This is a genomic window from Glutamicibacter soli (assembly GCF_003309065.1).
Lineage (GTDB): Bacteria > Actinomycetota > Actinomycetes > Actinomycetales > Micrococcaceae > Glutamicibacter > Glutamicibacter soli.
The window spans coordinates 1-16,149 of record NZ_POAF01000011.1 but is presented as its reverse complement, the minus strand read 5'-3'; the positions used below and the strand labels follow the sequence as shown (position 1 = coordinate 16,149).

The following is a 16,149-nucleotide window of genomic DNA, read 5'->3' as shown; positions in this document are numbered from 1 at the left end:
TCAGCTCACCAAAAAAGGGCCGGCTACATTAGCCGGCCCTTTTTCGCGCATCTACGCCACGTCTCGCACAGTCCAGGAACCATCCCGAGGATGCTCTACCAGATCCCATGTCAGCAGATCCGAACGGGGATTAGCCCCTAACCTCACCTGCACCCGCCACACCGCAAAATCAATAGGATCAGCAGCCCCCTTCTTGATTTTGAACGAGTGGTCTTCCCACCAGTTCACCCGCTCAAAATGACGGCTCGGCTCGACCGCGGCCTGCCAGACACGGCCGCCGCGCCGAATCTTCCACGGCACACCAGCCGCCGTAAAACGCACCTCAACAAATTCGTCAGACATAACGAGCCAAGGCTACGCCCTGGCACAGACAAAAGGACGGCCGCACGCGGCCGACCTATCCCCTACCCCACTCTTTCGTACCTCGTTCCTGGCGCTCCATCATGCCTGGCCGGCCGCTGCGCGCAAGGGCTACGCCCCGGCTCCTCCGAGATTTTCCGGGCGCGGTCGCAAGCTCCCTTATCCCGCCCAGAAATTCTCTCCCCCACCGCCCTGCGGGTTGCGCTACGCGACCTTATGCCAGGAATGCTCCGCTTATCAGGAACGAGGTGATCAACCGAGCATCTCATTTAGCCCTAATAGTACTTTTGGAGGTACATCTCATGGCACGCAAGATCAAGAACACCAAGACCGCCGACCAGCGCCGCGCCGAAGCCGAAGCAATGCAGACAAAAATCGCTGAACAGGTCGAGCAGCTGCGCAACAGCGACGCATGGATTAACTACCTGAATTTCGCCCAGGCCTTCCACCGCTACAGCGTAGGAAACCTACTGCTGATCATGGCCCAGTGCCCAGGCGCTACCCACGTCGCCGGATACCGCACCTGGCAGAACCTCGGCCGCCAGGTACGCAAGGGAGAAACCGGCATCCGCATTTTCGGCGGCCGCAACGTCAAATGGACGGCAGAAGACGAGCAGACCGGAGAAGAAAAGGAGCACAGCGCGGTGCGATTCTTCCCCGTGAGCGTGTTCGACATGGCCCAGACCGATCTAATCGACCCCGAAGCCGAAGACCCCAGCACCATCGCCCACAAGCTCACCGGCGACGACCCCCAGGGCATCACCCAGGCAGTGACCGACTATCTCACCGGCCATGGCTGGACTGTCACCCGCGAGCCGATCAGCGGCAGCACCAACGGCTACACCACCACGGACGGCAGCCGCCAGGTAGTCATCGACACCGCACTAGCACCAGCACAGGCAGCCAAAACCGCACTACACGAAGCCGCCCACGTGATCCTACACAGCACCGAAGAAGAAGCCGCCGAATACATCGAGCACCGGGGCATCAAGGAAACCGAAGCCGAGAGCGTGGCCTACATCGTCGCCGGAATCCTCGGACTGGACACCAGCGCCTACAGCATCGGCTACGTCGCCGGATGGAGCCAAGGAGACACCGAAATGATCAAGGACACCGCAGCCCGAGTCCTCAAAGCAGCACACCAACTAGCCGAAGCCATCACTGAGCCGGAAGAAACCCAAGAAGCCGCCTAAACCTCAACTAATAGTACTATTACCGTTGCTTTCCAGTAGCGGTAATAGTACTATTAGAGTTAAGGAGTAAAGGAAAGCAAATAGAAGGGGGTTCGACATGAATCGCAACAAGAAGGTATCACTAGCCGGGAAGCTCCACTTGGTTATTTCCCTGCTTTGCATGCCAGTGGCATTGGGTGCAGCCGTGGCACGCCATTATGAAATGATTTCACGGCTGAGCATGTGGTCAATTTTCCTGGCCTGCATGCTTGTTTCACGCATCGAGTTCAAGAAGTTCCAGAAAGCTTTGGTGCACCACCCCGCAGCCGACGGCGAATAAGAACGCTGACGAGCAGGAAGCGTGAAGAATAGTACTATTGCCGTTGCGTTTCAGTAGCGGTAATAGTACTATTAGAGTTAGAAGAGAAAACGAGAAGGAAGGAAACCCCATGAACAAGGCAATTTTCATCTACGACCAGCAGGCAGTGTGCGGCCCTAGCGAAGAGCATCGCGCCAATGCAATGCAGTTCCGGCAGGCACTCGGCTTAGGTGTGCTGGGATCGCTCGGCGCTAGCGACCTCACCGCAGTGCCAGGAGCGCACCAGCGCGGCGGCCTGCTGTTCACCGCCAGAGTCCTGCCGATGACCACGCGAGGAACGCGCGGCACGCGGCCCCGCAATATGGGCATCATGGTCAGCCTGACCCCCGCTGATGAAATCGAGATTGAAGCCCGAGAAATCGCACGCGGCACAGAGCACGCAAAAATCGAGGGGATCGGCATCGAGCAGCTACAGCGCGCAGCGCTGGCCATCGACTACGACGGCCCCGAAGTGCTGAACCCGCGCTACAGGACGAACTAACACCAAAAGTACTATTACCGACACCGGCGGTAATAGTACTGTAAGAGTTACAGGAGATTGACCAATGCTCACCATTGAACAGATCAAGGGCATGGCCGCCGAGACCATCCAAGGGATCGCGCCAGAGTGTCGCGCCGAGCTGGCCAAGGAAACGCGCAAGCGCTACCACGGCCCCGCCGACGATGCAGCGGCAGTAATCGACCTCATGCAGAACATTGCAACAGCTCGACGCTACGCGACGAAATGACGGCACCAATAGTACTGTTACCGTTGCATTACGCCACCGGTAACAGTACTATTAGAGTTAGAAGGAAGGAGAAGTCATGGACTCCGAAATCACGGTTTACACCAAGCCCTCATGCGTGCAGTGCAACGCCACCTACCGAGCGCTGGACAAGAAAGGGATCAAGTACCGAAAGGTGGACATATCTACCGATGCGAAAGCGTTGGACTACGTGCGCAGCCTGGGCTACATGAAAGCACCCGTAGTGGTGACAGCCAATGATCACTGGTCGGGCTTTAGGCCGGATAAGATCGAATCTCTCTAGCTTTGGTAGTACTATAAGAAACATACCCCTAACAGTACTTTTAGAGTTGTTAGTACTGTTACCACTATTGGAGGTAAGAACGTGAACGCAGAGATCATCGCCCTGGCGAACCAAAAGGGCGGCGTCGGGAAATCAACCACAACGGTTAACCTGGCGCGCGCCGCTGTTCGGCGGGGATTGCGTGTCCTGGTTGTTGACCTGGACCCCCAGGGAAATCTAACCGATGCGCTGGCCGCCGAGCCGGTATCAGATGACCAGGTGGGCCTAGCGGACGTACTGAGCGCCCGAGCCGACGAAGTACTCTCAGATGTTATCGTGCCGTCGATCTGGCCAGGCGTGGACATTGCGCCCACCGCAGGCGACACCCTGGCATCCGTAGGCGAGGAACTGATCACCACGGGAGCCGGCCGGGAATCGAAGCTGCGCAAAGCACTGGCAGAAGTGGCCGACCGGTACGACCTCATTTTGGTGGACTGTGCCCCTAGCTTGGATCAGCTCACCATCAACGGCCTGACAGCAGCCCATAAGGTGCTGATCGTTACGCAATCCAAGAAGTGGAGCCTAGACGGGCTGGCCAAGCTCCTTCGCACCATTGAGAGCGTGCGGGAGCACTATAACCAGGGCTTGCAAGTGGCCGGTGTCCTGGTGAACCAGCACGAAGGCCGCACTATTGCAGGGCAAACCTGGCTTGACGAGCTGCACGCGGCCGCCGAAGCCCGAAACTTTAGGGTGCTTACCCCGCCAGTTCCAAAGCGCGTAGTCATCGCAGATGCTACCGAAGCATCAGTAGCCCTCGATGAATGGGGGAGCGCCGAAGCGATGGAGCTAAGCGAGATGTACGCCGATCACCTCACCACTATCCAAGGAGCTAAGTAGCTATGGCAGGCCGACCAGCAGCCCGAAAATCGAATCTGGCAGGAACTAGCCCGGTAAATCCTGTGCCAGCCGCGCCAGCCGCCGCGCCACGGCAGGACGAACCTAAAAAGGCCGTCAAGGCTGCCCCCGCAGTGTCGAAGCCAGCCGCCGAAGAATTGGTAAAAAAGCGTAAGTACCCGCATAAAGTGTCGTTCTATCAGGACATGAGTGATACGGACCGGGTACGCGGAGCCATCTTGCACACGATGATTTCAGAGGGCAACCGCAATCTCTCGCAGTTCATTCACAAGGCAGTGATGAAGGAAGTAGAGCGCCTGGAAGCCGAATACAACGGTGGCCAGCCCTGGCCAGCTGTGAAAGCCAACGACATGCCCAAGGGCGCAGCAGCCCACGGAGAAAAGGAAGACTAATGCGCAAACCGTAGTGCGATAGAAAGAACGTTCATGCGCCTAAGCGACTTGCCACTATTGCCGATTCTATTTTTCGTTCTCGGGGCTGCCGTTGTCGCCTTGGCTAGTAAGCAACTAAAGCCGGAAACGCACGATAAACGTTGGGTGTACGTGATGCTTGCCGGTGCAATCACTTGCCTGGCATCAGCTGTTTATGCCTGGTTGTAACTCGCGCGCATGGCCTCAGAGATCCGTGCACAACCCAAGATCACATAGCGCGAGAGAACTCAGATACCGCAACTTTTGGGCTGTGTGCGGTCGGTCGATTGGTTCCTGCTGTCCATCATGTGTGTGAGAAAAGCAGCGGAGCGGGAGGGCTTTTTTCGCGCCCATGTGGGCAGGAGGCTACACGCATAACTCGGTATCTCGAGGCTTGTTTCCTACCCTCCGATGCCCGACCTTTAACTAACTGAAAATCAGGAGAAAACCAATGACCCGCAATGCTTCGGAAATCTACGATGACCTCAAAGCCTTGGCTAACGAGCTGGAAGACCTCGCAGCTAGTGGGCGTATCACCATGAGCACCGATTCATGGAACCAAGACCACCGCGACACGAAACAGGCCGTCGCTCAAGCCCTGGCCGCGCTGCAACAAGCGATCAACGCTACCTGCTGGATGGAAACCCTGCCCTCGCCAATACCTACCGGAAAAGAACCAGACCAGGGAACCCACTAAAAGAAACAAACCATGTAGGTTGGAGAAATGACGGGCTGGCACGTATCACGACACCCAGAATGGGACATGATGTACGCGGCTGGTCTGACCGTGCGAGAAATCGCTGACCGGTGCCACCAAATAGTGGCTACCGTCCACCTACACCTACAGGTGAGAGAAAAATATTCACCAGGACTACGGGCAACCCACGAAGCAGCGCTAGCACGTCGCGACCCCGACCGCCCCACCACGTCGTGGCGCAGGCGACTCGATGAAGTCCTGACGTTCCATGCCATCAACCAGCGGCTGCCTAGCAGCCAGGGCGAAGTCCAGGAACGGTCACTGGCGCAGTGGGTAGCCAGCCAACGTACCGCCTACCAACAGGGCAAGATGGCAGCAGCGAAGATCATCTTGCTGGACCAGCTACCCAACTGAAACGTTAACCTGCACCAGCAACGCTTAGACGAGACATGGAAAGCCAAACTAGCCGCTGTAGTTGATTACGTAAAAGTCGCTGGAAGCCTGCCTAGATACAGGAACTATGCCACCGAGTATGAACGTAGTTTGGGCGTGTGGCTGCATAATCAACACCAGAAGCGCACCAAAGGAACCCTAATCGAATGGCGCAAGACCGCACTAGATGATGCTGTGCCATCCTGGCATAGACGCGGCTGAACAAGCGCTTAGGCAGCGCAGGCCGCTGAGTTTCAGCGGCCTACGTAGAACAGGGCTAGAACAAATGGCCAGTCAGCCGATCCTTGGCCCGTTCGGGGATTCTGGAAGGTACACCATCTAACGGGCGAACCTCAACACCTATCGTGTTAAACATCATGTTGAAAAGGAGTGCAGCAAGACTGAGCAGAGTCTAGTCTTCCTCAATAGTTAGATCGAACTCGCCCTGCTGATCGCCAGCAGCATTCGATCCTAGAACGGTGGGGTAAATGGGCTTGGCGCGTTTACCTGCCTCCGGCCAGACTGTTCCTGATACTTCTAGATCTTCCATGGAGATTAGAGGTAATCCCATGATTTGATCGAGAATTCGTTGTTGTTCGACTGCGTGTTCAGACAGTCTTCTTAGCAATGAAGCAAGGTCAATGAACTCACTAGTCCAGTCAGACTGCCAGTCCGATACATGCATGTGATCTAGAGGTGAAGATTTCAAACCGCCAGGTCGAAGGTTACGCGAACTAAACCAAGATTTGATTACTGATTTGCCACCTACTTGGTATTCCCAGGCTTCTACAGGTATAGGCCCGAAGCGACCGTCACCAATATGCACTTCTTCAGCTTCAGCATCGTAAATGATCTGCTCCGGTAGCGCAGTTACAGGGCTGAGGGAAACGACTCGGCGTGGATCTTGATTTGCGAATCTGATGTTGTCTTTTGGACGTTGCGTACCCTCGCTGTAGGCACTTCCATACGTTTGCGCCCAGAGGACTTCACGTCCAAGCTCAACCGCCTGAGTCCATAGGGTCGCATTTGTTGTGATAGGTACGCGAACACCCGGTGTTTGAAGATCTTCGGCGAATCTTGACGTGTAACCTGCATGGGAAACAACAGCCGCAACATACGCCAATACGTCCTGCTCAGCGATGGTGAGTCCAAGCCTAGCCTCCAGCGAGGAAACGAGTTTGGGTGCAAGATTGGCAGATCCGTCGGGATGTAGTGCAGGCAGAACCCGACCACCTTCTGAGCCTTTGAAGTGATGATAGTCAGGGATAAGCGAGGAGAACACGATGCCAGGCCCCGGTTTAAGCACTTGGGTATGAAGCTCAACGGTATAGACCTGATTCTCCTGACGTGCGGCCCATAGTGGAGCTGCTGCTCGGTGAATTGCACGACTATCAGGGATGATCCATTGACGGTCAAAGGAACGATATCCAATTTGCAGCGGTTTCGTGGGTACAGGATTCGTTTCTTTAGCAAGCGGAGTGATTGCTTTCGACGTATCAGCTCCTGGTAAGACAGGGAAACTCTTGTGAAGCCGTGGTTCACTACCTTCCTTGAACAGTTCAGGCTTCTCAGCTTCTGGGGCCGCGATCAAACGTGCCCAACGCTCATTTAACAACTCTGGCGATGGTGAATAGATCCATGTACGAGTAGCAAAGATTCCAGGCGCGTACCAAGGCAACAAATCATCAAGCGCAGGATTATCATCCCAGCCGTTTAACGAAGCCGGGGTAAAAGGAGCAGTCCAACCCGTTCGAGCTTCTTTCCATTCCGGCCCATTAAGTGTCAGTTTCGCGAGCTGATCGAATTTCTCCTTTTGTCTACCATGCAGAGACACATAACGGATTCTTGCTGGCAGGTTTGTGTCCGTTCCTGATTTACGTACAAAGATCCCGATACTCAATGGTTGGCGAACCATCGGGAAAATTCGCGTCGGGACATCTGGCGTCTGGCCTTCGGGGGTCAGATCAATGATCCACGCGTCGGAAGATTCACGCCGCAGATACTCCCGCATAGCCACAAAAGGACGTCCGGTGACGTATCCGGAAGTGGAAATAAAGCAAACGACTCCAGCGTCGCTATCGGGTTGATTGGTGGTCGATTCCCAAGTCTTCCAAGTCGCCCAACGCCAAAAATAGATGTACAGATTTTTTAGTTTGGCCTTGTATTGGCGCATTGCAGGTGAGAAGAAATCTTCTAAAATCGCGCGAGTACGCTTCTTTTTACTGTCCTGTGAGGGGCTTCCGTTCGCAACCCATCCACCCTGGGAGGTGGCTAATTCCTTGTAGGGAGGGTTGCCGATAACAACAGTAACGTTCTCTTCCGCCTTGACCTTGTTGGCATCCTTGCGTGCCTTAGCTAACAGCTTCAAACCGGATCCAAGTTGCGTCTCTTCCGCATGAGGGTCATCCAGCGTGTCAGTCACGAAAAGCTTCATTCCACCGCTTGGTGCCTTTGCTCCGTGAAGAGCAAGAAGATCGTGGGCGCGCAGTTCTGCGACAGCGTAAGGGCCCATTTGAAGTTCAAACCCAATCAGACGTTCAGCGGCTTGGGTAACAGCGCCAGCAACTGCTCCAGGACCATCAGCGTGCTCGGCCGACGCGGCGACACGTTCAAGAATTGTGTGGAGGAAAGTCCCCGTTCCCATAGCAGGATCGATAGTGAGTACTTGCTGGTCACGGAACCCTTGGCTCTTGCCAAGCTGCGTCACCAGTACGTCCTCAGTTAGCCTCGTCATTTCCTCAACGACCTCACGAGGCGTGTAGTAGGAACCCGATTTTTTGCGAAGCTCGTTGTCATATAGGTCAAGGAAATTTTCGTAGAGGTGGAGATAGGTGTCTCTTCGACCCTTACGAACTTTTTCCCAGTTAACAGCACCGATAACTCGGACTAACAAATCAAGGGTGACTTTGAAATCCTTTGCCACGTCATCAGTTAGAAGCTGAAGAGCTTTGCCCATCAGAGAGTGCTCAGCACCTAGGGAAGAACCTACTGAATGTAGCGAACGAGATTGAATGTCAATGTTTTCCGTTCGGGCCAAAAGTAAGCCGAACGTAACTGTCTGAGCATATCCATCCGCAAAAGTTGCGTTATCAGCACTTGGAAAAAGTAAAGCGCGCCAGTCCTGTGCCAGTCCTAGGAAAGGCTGAATATCAGGATCTTTCCCAGCCTTGATTTGTTTTTCCTCATGTTTTATCTGATCTAGAACTTCTCCGCGAAGCAGTCGAGTTAGAGGTGCTACTGCACGAACAAGTGAACCAACACTTGTAATGGCCGAAGGGTGCCATTTTAGGAAATCAAGAAGCAAAGCTTCGAGTCCTTGGGAAGGAACTAAGACCTTTGAAGGATCGTCTAGGGCACCACCATTTAGATATTCCGGTTGACCGCAGAGTTCGCCATTCCTGTACAGCCGCCATTCTGTGCCGTTGGTGTAGATCAGATTGGGTAAGTCTTTCTGCCGCTCCCACTGCGTTCTATCGTGTCCTCGAAAAGTATCTGGATCGACCGACTTCTGCGGTGCCTTCACCTCAACATAGCCAGAAATTGCGCCATTGATAGAGACACCGTAATCGGGGCGAACTCTACGTTCCGAGTCACGAACCTCATCATGGAAGACAGCTTTTACACCGATCGAGGTGCCAAAGCTCCCGAGAAAAGTTTCCAGTGGAGAACGGATAGCAGCTTCCTTATCCCCGGGGCCAGCAAGCTTAGCTGCGCAACTATCACCGAAAACGACAGCTGCATCTATCAGCCACTGCGGGGAATTGGTCACTTCTACTCCTAAAACGCTTTGTTAGAAGCCTATCGCGTGAGTTCAATTGGTTAGTGATTGGATGTCATTTTCGGCTCTGTGTTTGCAGCGCATAAACGGTCGTTTTTGAAATGATCAGCGAACCCCGGCGACACGCCGGGGTTTTCGTTTCAGAAACGCCTTTCATATGCGGAGTGCTCGTGGACCTCCTACACGGTTCCTACACGGTTCTATTCAAAGGTTTCACAGTGTGGCGTAGCTTAGTGCCATGACAGGTTGGGACGTCTCGCGGCACCCGGAATGGGACATGATGTATGTCGCCGGGTTGACGGTGCGTGAAATCGCGGACCGATGCCATGCCAACGTGGCCACCATCCACCTGCATCTACGCGTTAGAGAGAAGTATGACCCGGGGCTTCACGCTATCCATGCCGAGGCCCTGGCCGAGCGTGATCCCGATCGACCGTCCACGCGGTGGCGGCAACGCCTCACCGAAGTGCTGGCATTCCAACAAACCCACCACCGGCTGCCCAATAGTACTGCCGAAGGGATAGAACGCTCTTTGGCGCAGTGGGTGGCTCTGCAACGCAATGCCTATCGAAAGGGTGGCATGTCGGCGGCGAAGATCGTTCTTCTCGATCAACTGGATGGTTGGAACGTGGATGTGCCACAGCAGAGCCGCGATGAGCACTGGAGAAGCATGCTGAACGCGGTGAGCGCTTATGTCGTCTCTACCGGGCAGATGCCCCGCTACAAGACCTACGCCTCTGAGCCTGAACACCGGCTTGGGGTGTGGTTGCATCGTCAGCATCAAGCTCGCGCCGAAAGCACCTTACCCTCCTGGCGGTTAGCTGCGCTGAACGAGGCAGTGCCGGGATGGCGTAGCCGGTGCTGACTAAGTAACGATCATTCAATCGACCTTCGAACTTCCGCTCTCAGTACTTGAGGCCATCTGATGGCGAGTTCACCAAGTGATATCTGAGGTATCACTGAGCGGGTTCCGTGAGCTGGAATGGGTCAGTGTTAGATCATCAGCGTCATGCACCGGAGTTGGGAAAACTAGTCCGGTGCGTTCTTCCACTTCACTGACGGTGATTTGGTAGACCCGGAACTCGTCCAAGGCCATCAGCACCTGCAACCGGTCAAGGTTCTGGGTGAGGAGGAACGCCCGGGCGGTGAACCGCCCTGCCTGTTCAAAGAGGATGATCTTCCAGTACTCGGCAGGCAGCTGGTAACCCCGGTAGGGCTGATCTTCATCTCGCAGGACGGGGCCGGCGAAGACGCTGCAGCGCAGGTCATCGAGCTCCACGTCCTCGTAAAGGGCATTTTCTAGCCGACCCCAGATGCCGGCTTGTCGGGATTGGTTGAAGTCCTCCATCTGTGGGGTGATGTTGGTGAAGTAGAAGGAATCCCTGTTCGCTTGCTGAGCTTCGGCGTTGGGTCCCCAGGTGAGGTCGGCGCGGCGGGCCAGATGGCCCCGATCAAGCCGATTCTCTGTGTAGAGGTCATCGCCGGCTTGGTCTTCGGCCGGGATGCGACGATCCTTGGAGAAGTTGATACCGGTACGGGGGAGCAGCTGCATCTGGGCGCCGTCGATGTTCCAACCCACCCACCGAGCGAACTTGCGCGACCGACTCAAGGCCAGGGAGAAGTGGGTGTAATCGATGACGGGAGAGCCGTCGAGCTGTACTAGATCGTCGGCAAGCTCGGCGTTGGGCGTGGGGAGACCAATGATGGTGGTGAGGAAGTGCGGGTTAAATCCCGCAGACTCATTGGCTGGTTTTGCTGTTGGGTTCAGGCTCATGTGCTGGCGTCCTTCCCTATATCAAGACTTTGAAGGTCTACGCACCACGGTAGGATGTCGGTCGGCCCTTGCCTAGGCACAGTGCGACTTGGGACTAGCGTTCCTGTGCGCGGAGACTGTGCCTTGTGCTCCGTGGTGACCCTTCATTGGTTGGCGCCGCTTCCTCGGGGGCATTAAACACTGAAGCATCCCGCGATGACCGTGGGATGCTTCAGTGCGAAAAAGCTAATTTTTCAGTTATAAACAAGACCAGCTTAACTCTCGACGCTAGAGGTCAGTCCATAGGTTCCGGATTATCCAGGGAATCTTCAGATTCTGATTCACCTCCTGTGCCCGGACGGGTGGTGTAGGAAGTTCGATGTTCTCTGTCGCTGCGGACGTAGCAAGGGATTTCAAAGGTTATCGCACTGTATGCCCAATATCTAACGCGGAATGTTCTTGTCCCATTTGGAGCTTTGGCGATGAATTCGCGCAAGAGCTGGCCTTTAGGTTCGATTGGTACGTTTTCTAATGCCGGGTTCGGAACCGAGACGAACCAGAAGCTCAGATGATCAGCGAGCTCATCATAGAACGCGACCACCGCGGAACGTCCATGGACTGAAACTAGTCCCATGACGTCATCGAGTAGATCGTGTGGTTCGGCCAGGACGATGGGCGTCCCTTCCCTTCAGCCGTACGAGGCCAGGTGGATGCGCGCTTGGCGAGAACCGAGGATGTGTTTGACGTGTCCAGCTGTGTGGGATCGTAGTTCATGGGTGGACATCGTGTACCTCCGCTCTAGCAACTTCCAAAGATTTTCTGGAAGTCACACCGCAATGAGTCACAGTGGGTTGTCCTGGTGCCGGCAGGCCACGGATATTATCGCGGAATGTTCTTTCGACGGTACGCGTATTTCACTTTAATAGATACCCTGGCGACACTGGAAGACACCATGTCGAGACGAATCAGGTGTGTAGCCATATACCGCGCTAGGTATCGCAAAAGATCTGTAGGGAGTGCCAAGATTTACAGCGGACAGAGGCCGTAAGAACGGGAATCCATCATGCTGTCCGATTACATGCCCGTGTGTCAGAAGGACATTTGGGCCTTGTTTTCTGGGCTCCCCTTTCCAAAGGGGTGTTTAGTACCCCTATCGTCTTCGGGCTTAACCTTTAGGTGGGTAGGGATCGTTGCCGTAGGAGTTGCGGGCGCTGATGGTTCCGTCTTGGTTCTTAATGATGTGCTCAACCCCGTCGTTTTGTGCGGCTGTGCGACCTATGGCTTGTTGTTCAGCTTTCGTTCCACCGACATTGAATGCTCTTCCGCTTCCTTGCCGGCGGCTCTTCCACTGGCCATCTTCGTAGTATGTTTCAATGCTTGCTTTAGCCATGAGTCTGCATCCTTCGTTTCCTCGTTATAGTTTCTATAGGCTATTGCGATGTAGTTGTATGTTTAAGCTCTTGCAGAGGCTTCACATAGTGGAGGGTCTTGATCGCCATGATGCTAGTAAGAAGAAAAGGGTCTCTGCCAGCTAACGACAAGGAATTGTGGATCTAAAAAGTACCTGTCAGAGCGTTGCCGCTCTGGATACTCTTCCTGATCCTCAAGGTCCAGTAGGGGAGAAGAAAACTGACGGAGATTTCTCTAGACTATGTAATGGCCCACTTGCTTTTTGGGATGTTGCTAGGTAAATCTCTGTGCTCTTGACGTATCCCTGTTACTGTCTCGTAGGGTCAAGGAACCAGTTATTAGTGAACAATCCCGGAATTTATGACGACTATCCCGCGAAAAGACATTCATCTCTCCCTTACCGGTGACCAGTACGACGATCTGGCCAGCGCTTTGGAAACCCATCGCAATAGTTTCCAGGACCTGGCCTCTGAAGCAAGTAATGGGTTTGGATACCTTGATACCGAGTATTGGACCCAGCGAGTCACTGAAGTTCAGCACTTGATCGATACAGTGCATCGGCTGGCTCGAGGCGACAGTCCGGAAGCCGTGAAGCAGGAGGCTCAGGACGTTGCAAACAATGAAGCGCGTCCAGAGGCTGGCACGGAAGTCGGCCCAGAGGCTTAAAATCCGAGTCCGATCACGGAAGTAACCCCTTTAGGCTCTGTGCATCTGCTCGCTGCAGGGGAAGACCCTAAGGCACTCAAATATCTCCGCATGTCGCCTAGGACTCGTCCTAGGTATCGAAAGCGCCCATAGGACTGATCAAGCTTTTAGGCCGCGGTAGCTTACGCTTCGGAGTAACAAAATTGAGCCAAATTGAGCAGGGAGGGGAAATGGGTTGCAAGGCCATCTCCCGTCCCGGAACGACCTGACCGATTACTGGCCTTGGATCGTGATCAGCTCAAAGAGGGCTTAACACCGTATATGGGGGCTCAGGCGTAGAAGCGCTGTGCGTAGGTTCTAGTTTCTGGGGCTGGCTCAAAGACCGGGATGGGATGGGCGACGGAGCTCGCGTCCCAGTACTTTGAACGGAAAGTCACCAAGCCTTCGCGCTCGGCGCGGGCGAAGAGATCACTGATCTGGGTAGTATCGTTCTCGGCATCGACGCAACGTAATGCCGGGTTCGGTGCGCACAGATGCAGGAACTTCAAGGTGTCGGAGTATGCGTCGAGCATTGCGACCAGGACGGAACGATTGTGCATGGAAACCAGCCCCATCACATCATTAAGCGGCTCGCTAGGTACCGCCATAACAACGGGCATGCCTTGTTCCCACCCGTGAGCCCTAAGATGCTTACGGCCCTCTCGCGATCCGAGTAGTTCAGATACACGTTCAGCCGTTTTGGTGCGTGCGATACGTCCTGGCATTGGTACTACCTCCCACTGTGTTCTTGAGTTTTCCGAGTGATCCCCATCAACTTGGAACAAGTCACTTTCCCACACGGGTCAGCGGCTCCTAGTGTGTGATTTCCACCCTAAGAGATTACCCACAGGAAGAACAGGTGTGCACGAAAGCTCTACTCAGGGCGTGTTTCTGTGCGTTTACGAAGCAGATTCGAGCGCAGAGAGCTCAATTCTGCATCCCCTATATGGCTAGAGGTTAGTCGAGATAATACCTAGTCAAAAGCCTTTCACATCCATTTTGTCTGTATGGGGTGAAGTTTAGTGAAGTACATGCTTAGCTTGGCAAAATGTTCTCAGGTTTTTTTCAGGCAGTCATAGGGCGTCGCGGATCGTCACGAATCACTTGTTGCGGTTAATTGATCGACACGGCGCATATCGTTCCGGACGAAACAGGGGATTTCGTGGATCACGGCGCTGTGAGCCCAAAAGGAGACGCGGAAGGGGCGAAGCCGGTTCTGCGCCTGTTTGGTGCATAGCTGTTCGAGAATGGTGCCAGAGGGCAAGGGTGGGACGCGGGCGAAGATTGGACTAGGAATTGTGATGTGCCATAGCTGCAGCTCGTGGTATTCCTGGATGCCGACGGCCAGAAGTACTGCACGTCCGTGGACGGAGACGAAACCCATGATTTCTTCGACCTGGTCTTGGAGATCAGCGAAGATGACCGGCATTCCTTCAACCCAGCCGTAGGTCATCAGGTGGCGTTGCGCCTCCTCATTAGCGAGTAACTGGGCGAACTGTTGGGTGGCCCATATGCGCCGTGCTGCTGAATCCAAGATGCCCCCAAGAACCGGACGCGCTAAGAATTGTTCCTCAACGTCGCCATACCCCAGGATGGGCCATGGTATGAATGGCTGCTCCGTGGCGCTCTCGCGTCATGAGGGTCTTCTTTGAGCATATCCCCGTTGCTGTTCTTTTCCCACGGCGACCTTCGGCGCGGAGTGAAAAGCTCTGCGGTTTACGCCACTATGCTTCCGCTGTAAGTGGATCCGTTTCCCCTCGGGCAGCAGGGATGGATGGCCGGTCGGCGTGAGACGCCACCTATACGGACCCAGCTTCCTCTGGCATATTCGAATTTCGACGGTCTCAGCAGCACGCACCCCTCAGGGGCGGGGCGTGCTCTCGCAAATACGCCCCGCCTCAGTTCGCATCGAATCCCTAGCCTCTGGGGGATTGCAAAGGGTTTATTCAGGGAGCAGCACTTGGGGGATGCTGCTCGCTAGACCCGCGGAAGCGGGAGGCACAAACGATTTTGAGTATATATGTTATCGATCTTCCAGAAATTAAGTCGTATGCATGTTCCAGTGGAAATTGGGCCTATAGGCCCCGATGCCCGAGTGTTGCACGCCTGAAATCCCACACCAAGCAGGAACTGGCCGAGCTGCTGATGGGAGATACGCTGATCGCTGATCGGAAGATCTTCGATGCCGGGGCAGCCATGCTCTACGAAGCGCTAGAGTTCCTGGCCGGCGAGGACCGCTCGAACGTCTTGGCAGCGCTGGGATGGGCGCGCTGGATGGCCGGACAGGGCACCGGGGCGATGAAGTTCTTGGACCAGGCACTAGCACTTGACCCGGAGCACCGTCTCTCGCACTTGCAACGGCGACTGTTCACCAGCGGGAAGCTACCGAAATCGGCTAGCACACCCGATAAGTAAATAACCAGCTAAGTGAGGGGCAACCAAGCCCTATCCCCAGCACCGCCACACCAAGGACAATGAAACCTATGACTAGCTGTATTACCCACGGAGGTTAAGAACACGATCAGCCGGCGCCAGACCCGTCAGTGCGGTATGTCCTCGACGATAGTTGTAATAGTCTAACCACCCCTGGAACGCGGCAACCCGCTCGGCCTCCGTGCGGTACGGCCTGGCATACGCCCATTCCTCCAACATCGTCCGGTTGAACCGCTCCACCTTCCCGTTGGTCTGCGGCCGATAGGGGCGCGTCCGCCGGTGCTTCACCGCGACCCCAGCGCGTCCCTGAACGCGTGGGACCGGTAACACGCCCCGTTATCGGTGAGCGCCTGACGCACCGTGATGCCCAGCGACGCGAAGTAGGCGTTGGCCCGTTCCCAGAACCCGGCCGCGGTTTCCTTCTTCTCATCGGTCAGGATTTCGGTATAGGCCAGGCATGAGTGGTCATCCACCGCGTTGTGCAGGTAGGCGTAGCCGGGCCTCCGATTGGCGATTGTTCGGGTTTTGTTCCGGTTCCCGGCCGCCCGGCCCAGTGCTTGGTGGCCGCAGCCGTCGGGATCCGCCCGAGTTTCTTGATGTCCACGTGGATCATGTCTCCGGGTGCCATGTGCTCGTAGCGGCGGATGCACCGGCCGGTAGCCCGGTCCTGGAAGGACAGGCGGGAGCACCCGTACCGGGAGAGGACCTTGTGCACGGT

At 55.2% G+C, this 16,149-nt stretch carries 20 protein-coding genes and 1 pseudogene; 13 read left to right on the top strand and 8 right to left on the bottom strand.

Going from position 1 to position 16,149, the window contains the following annotated elements:
* Nucleotides 1-51 precede the first annotated feature (51 nt).
* The gene (locus C1H84_RS16780) at nucleotides 52-342 is read right to left on the bottom strand and encodes a hypothetical protein (RefSeq protein ID WP_113608046.1); all 291 of its coding nucleotides are present in this window, start codon (nucleotides 340-342) and stop codon (nucleotides 52-54) included.
* A 320-nt stretch (nucleotides 343-662) separates the two neighbouring features.
* On the opposite strand from C1H84_RS16780, the gene C1H84_RS16775 reads away from it, so the two are divergent.
* The 10 genes from C1H84_RS16775 (at nucleotide 663) to C1H84_RS18735 (ending at nucleotide 5,595) form a co-directional block, all read left to right on the top strand.
* Complete coding sequence (locus C1H84_RS16775) at nucleotides 663-1,553, top strand: ArdC-like ssDNA-binding domain-containing protein (protein ID WP_113608045.1); 891 nt, start codon at nucleotides 663-665, stop codon at nucleotides 1,551-1,553.
* A 97-nt stretch (nucleotides 1,554-1,650) separates the two neighbouring features.
* Nucleotides 1,651-1,872 (top strand): hypothetical protein, encoded by a 222-nt coding sequence (locus C1H84_RS16770; RefSeq protein ID WP_113608044.1) that lies wholly within the window; start codon nucleotides 1,651-1,653, stop codon nucleotides 1,870-1,872.
* A gap of 109 nt (nucleotides 1,873-1,981) precedes the next feature.
* Complete coding sequence (locus C1H84_RS16765; RefSeq protein ID WP_113608043.1) at nucleotides 1,982-2,392, top strand: hypothetical protein; 411 nt, start codon at nucleotides 1,982-1,984, stop codon at nucleotides 2,390-2,392.
* Nucleotides 2,393-2,456: 64 nt separating this feature from the next.
* Nucleotides 2,457-2,639, top strand: coding sequence for a hypothetical protein (locus tag C1H84_RS16760; RefSeq protein WP_113608042.1), 183 nt, complete (start codon nucleotides 2,457-2,459; stop codon nucleotides 2,637-2,639).
* A 76-nt stretch (nucleotides 2,640-2,715) separates the two neighbouring features.
* Nucleotides 2,716-2,940 carry a glutaredoxin-like protein NrdH gene (nrdH, locus tag C1H84_RS16755; protein ID WP_113608041.1) on the top strand — a complete coding sequence of 75 codons (225 nt, stop codon included), beginning with the start codon at nucleotides 2,716-2,718 and terminating at the stop codon, nucleotides 2,938-2,940.
* Between the two features lie 81 nt (nucleotides 2,941-3,021).
* A complete protein-coding gene (locus C1H84_RS16750; RefSeq protein WP_113608040.1) occupies nucleotides 3,022-3,816 on the top strand; it encodes a ParA family protein in 795 nt (264 codons plus the stop codon).
* Nucleotides 3,817-3,818: 2 nt separating this feature from the next.
* Complete coding sequence (locus C1H84_RS16745; protein ID WP_113608039.1) at nucleotides 3,819-4,226, top strand: ParB family protein; 408 nt, start codon at nucleotides 3,819-3,821, stop codon at nucleotides 4,224-4,226.
* A 469-nt stretch (nucleotides 4,227-4,695) separates the two neighbouring features.
* Nucleotides 4,696-4,941: a hypothetical protein gene (locus tag C1H84_RS16740; RefSeq protein ID WP_113608038.1), complete on the top strand. Its 246-nt coding sequence runs from the start codon at nucleotides 4,696-4,698 to the stop codon at nucleotides 4,939-4,941.
* Between the two features lie 27 nt (nucleotides 4,942-4,968).
* Nucleotides 4,969-5,355, top strand: coding sequence for a helicase associated domain-containing protein (locus tag C1H84_RS18740; protein WP_113608037.1), 387 nt, complete (start codon nucleotides 4,969-4,971; stop codon nucleotides 5,353-5,355).
* A gap of 9 nt (nucleotides 5,356-5,364) precedes the next feature.
* Complete coding sequence (locus C1H84_RS18735; protein WP_113608036.1) at nucleotides 5,365-5,595, top strand: helicase associated domain-containing protein; 231 nt, start codon at nucleotides 5,365-5,367, stop codon at nucleotides 5,593-5,595.
* A gap of 190 nt (nucleotides 5,596-5,785) precedes the next feature.
* Here C1H84_RS18735 and C1H84_RS16725 read toward each other — a convergent pair whose 3' ends face one another.
* On the bottom strand, nucleotides 5,786-9,142 hold the full coding sequence (locus C1H84_RS16725; RefSeq protein WP_244910935.1) for a type ISP restriction/modification enzyme: 3,357 nt from the start codon (nucleotides 9,140-9,142) through the stop codon (nucleotides 5,786-5,788).
* 247 nt (nucleotides 9,143-9,389) lie between these two features.
* On the opposite strand from C1H84_RS16725, the gene C1H84_RS16720 reads away from it, so the two are divergent.
* A complete protein-coding gene (locus C1H84_RS16720) occupies nucleotides 9,390-10,016 on the top strand; it encodes a helicase associated domain-containing protein (protein ID WP_113608035.1) in 627 nt (208 codons plus the stop codon).
* A gap of 69 nt (nucleotides 10,017-10,085) precedes the next feature.
* On the opposite strand, the gene C1H84_RS16715 is transcribed toward C1H84_RS16720, so the two are convergent.
* The 3 genes from C1H84_RS16715 to C1H84_RS16710 form a co-directional block, all read right to left on the bottom strand.
* On the bottom strand, nucleotides 10,086-10,925 hold the full coding sequence (locus C1H84_RS16715) for a DNA/RNA non-specific endonuclease (RefSeq protein ID WP_113608034.1): 840 nt from the start codon (nucleotides 10,923-10,925) through the stop codon (nucleotides 10,086-10,088).
* 274 nt (nucleotides 10,926-11,199) lie between these two features.
* On the bottom strand, nucleotides 11,200-11,538 hold the full coding sequence (locus C1H84_RS18415; RefSeq protein ID WP_220124924.1) for a hypothetical protein: 339 nt from the start codon (nucleotides 11,536-11,538) through the stop codon (nucleotides 11,200-11,202).
* Nucleotides 11,539-12,069: 531 nt separating this feature from the next.
* Nucleotides 12,070-12,294 carry a DUF2188 domain-containing protein gene (locus tag C1H84_RS16710; RefSeq protein ID WP_113608033.1) on the bottom strand — a complete coding sequence of 75 codons (225 nt, stop codon included), beginning with the start codon at nucleotides 12,292-12,294 and terminating at the stop codon, nucleotides 12,070-12,072.
* Nucleotides 12,295-12,674: 380 nt separating this feature from the next.
* Here C1H84_RS16710 and C1H84_RS16705 point away from each other — a divergent pair, with 380 nt between their 5' ends.
* A complete protein-coding gene (locus tag C1H84_RS16705) occupies nucleotides 12,675-12,980 on the top strand; it encodes a hypothetical protein (protein WP_113608032.1) in 306 nt (101 codons plus the stop codon).
* Nucleotides 12,981-13,288: 308 nt separating this feature from the next.
* On the opposite strand, the gene C1H84_RS18590 is transcribed toward C1H84_RS16705, so the two are convergent.
* Both C1H84_RS18590 and C1H84_RS16695 read right to left on the bottom strand, forming a co-directional pair.
* The gene (locus C1H84_RS18590; protein WP_244910934.1) at nucleotides 13,289-13,558 is read right to left on the bottom strand and encodes a hypothetical protein; all 270 of its coding nucleotides are present in this window, start codon (nucleotides 13,556-13,558) and stop codon (nucleotides 13,289-13,291) included.
* Between the two features lie 533 nt (nucleotides 13,559-14,091).
* On the bottom strand, nucleotides 14,092-14,532 hold the full coding sequence (locus C1H84_RS16695) for a hypothetical protein (RefSeq protein ID WP_113608030.1): 441 nt from the start codon (nucleotides 14,530-14,532) through the stop codon (nucleotides 14,092-14,094).
* A 611-nt stretch (nucleotides 14,533-15,143) separates the two neighbouring features.
* On the opposite strand from C1H84_RS16695, the gene C1H84_RS16690 reads away from it, so the two are divergent.
* Complete coding sequence (locus C1H84_RS16690; RefSeq protein ID WP_113608029.1) at nucleotides 15,144-15,413, top strand: DUF4192 family protein; 270 nt, start codon at nucleotides 15,144-15,146, stop codon at nucleotides 15,411-15,413.
* Between the two features lie 81 nt (nucleotides 15,414-15,494).
* On the opposite strand, the pseudogene C1H84_RS16685 reads toward C1H84_RS16690, so the two are convergent.
* Nucleotides 15,495-16,149, bottom strand: a pseudogene (locus C1H84_RS16685) (IS481 family transposase); the annotation flags it as partial.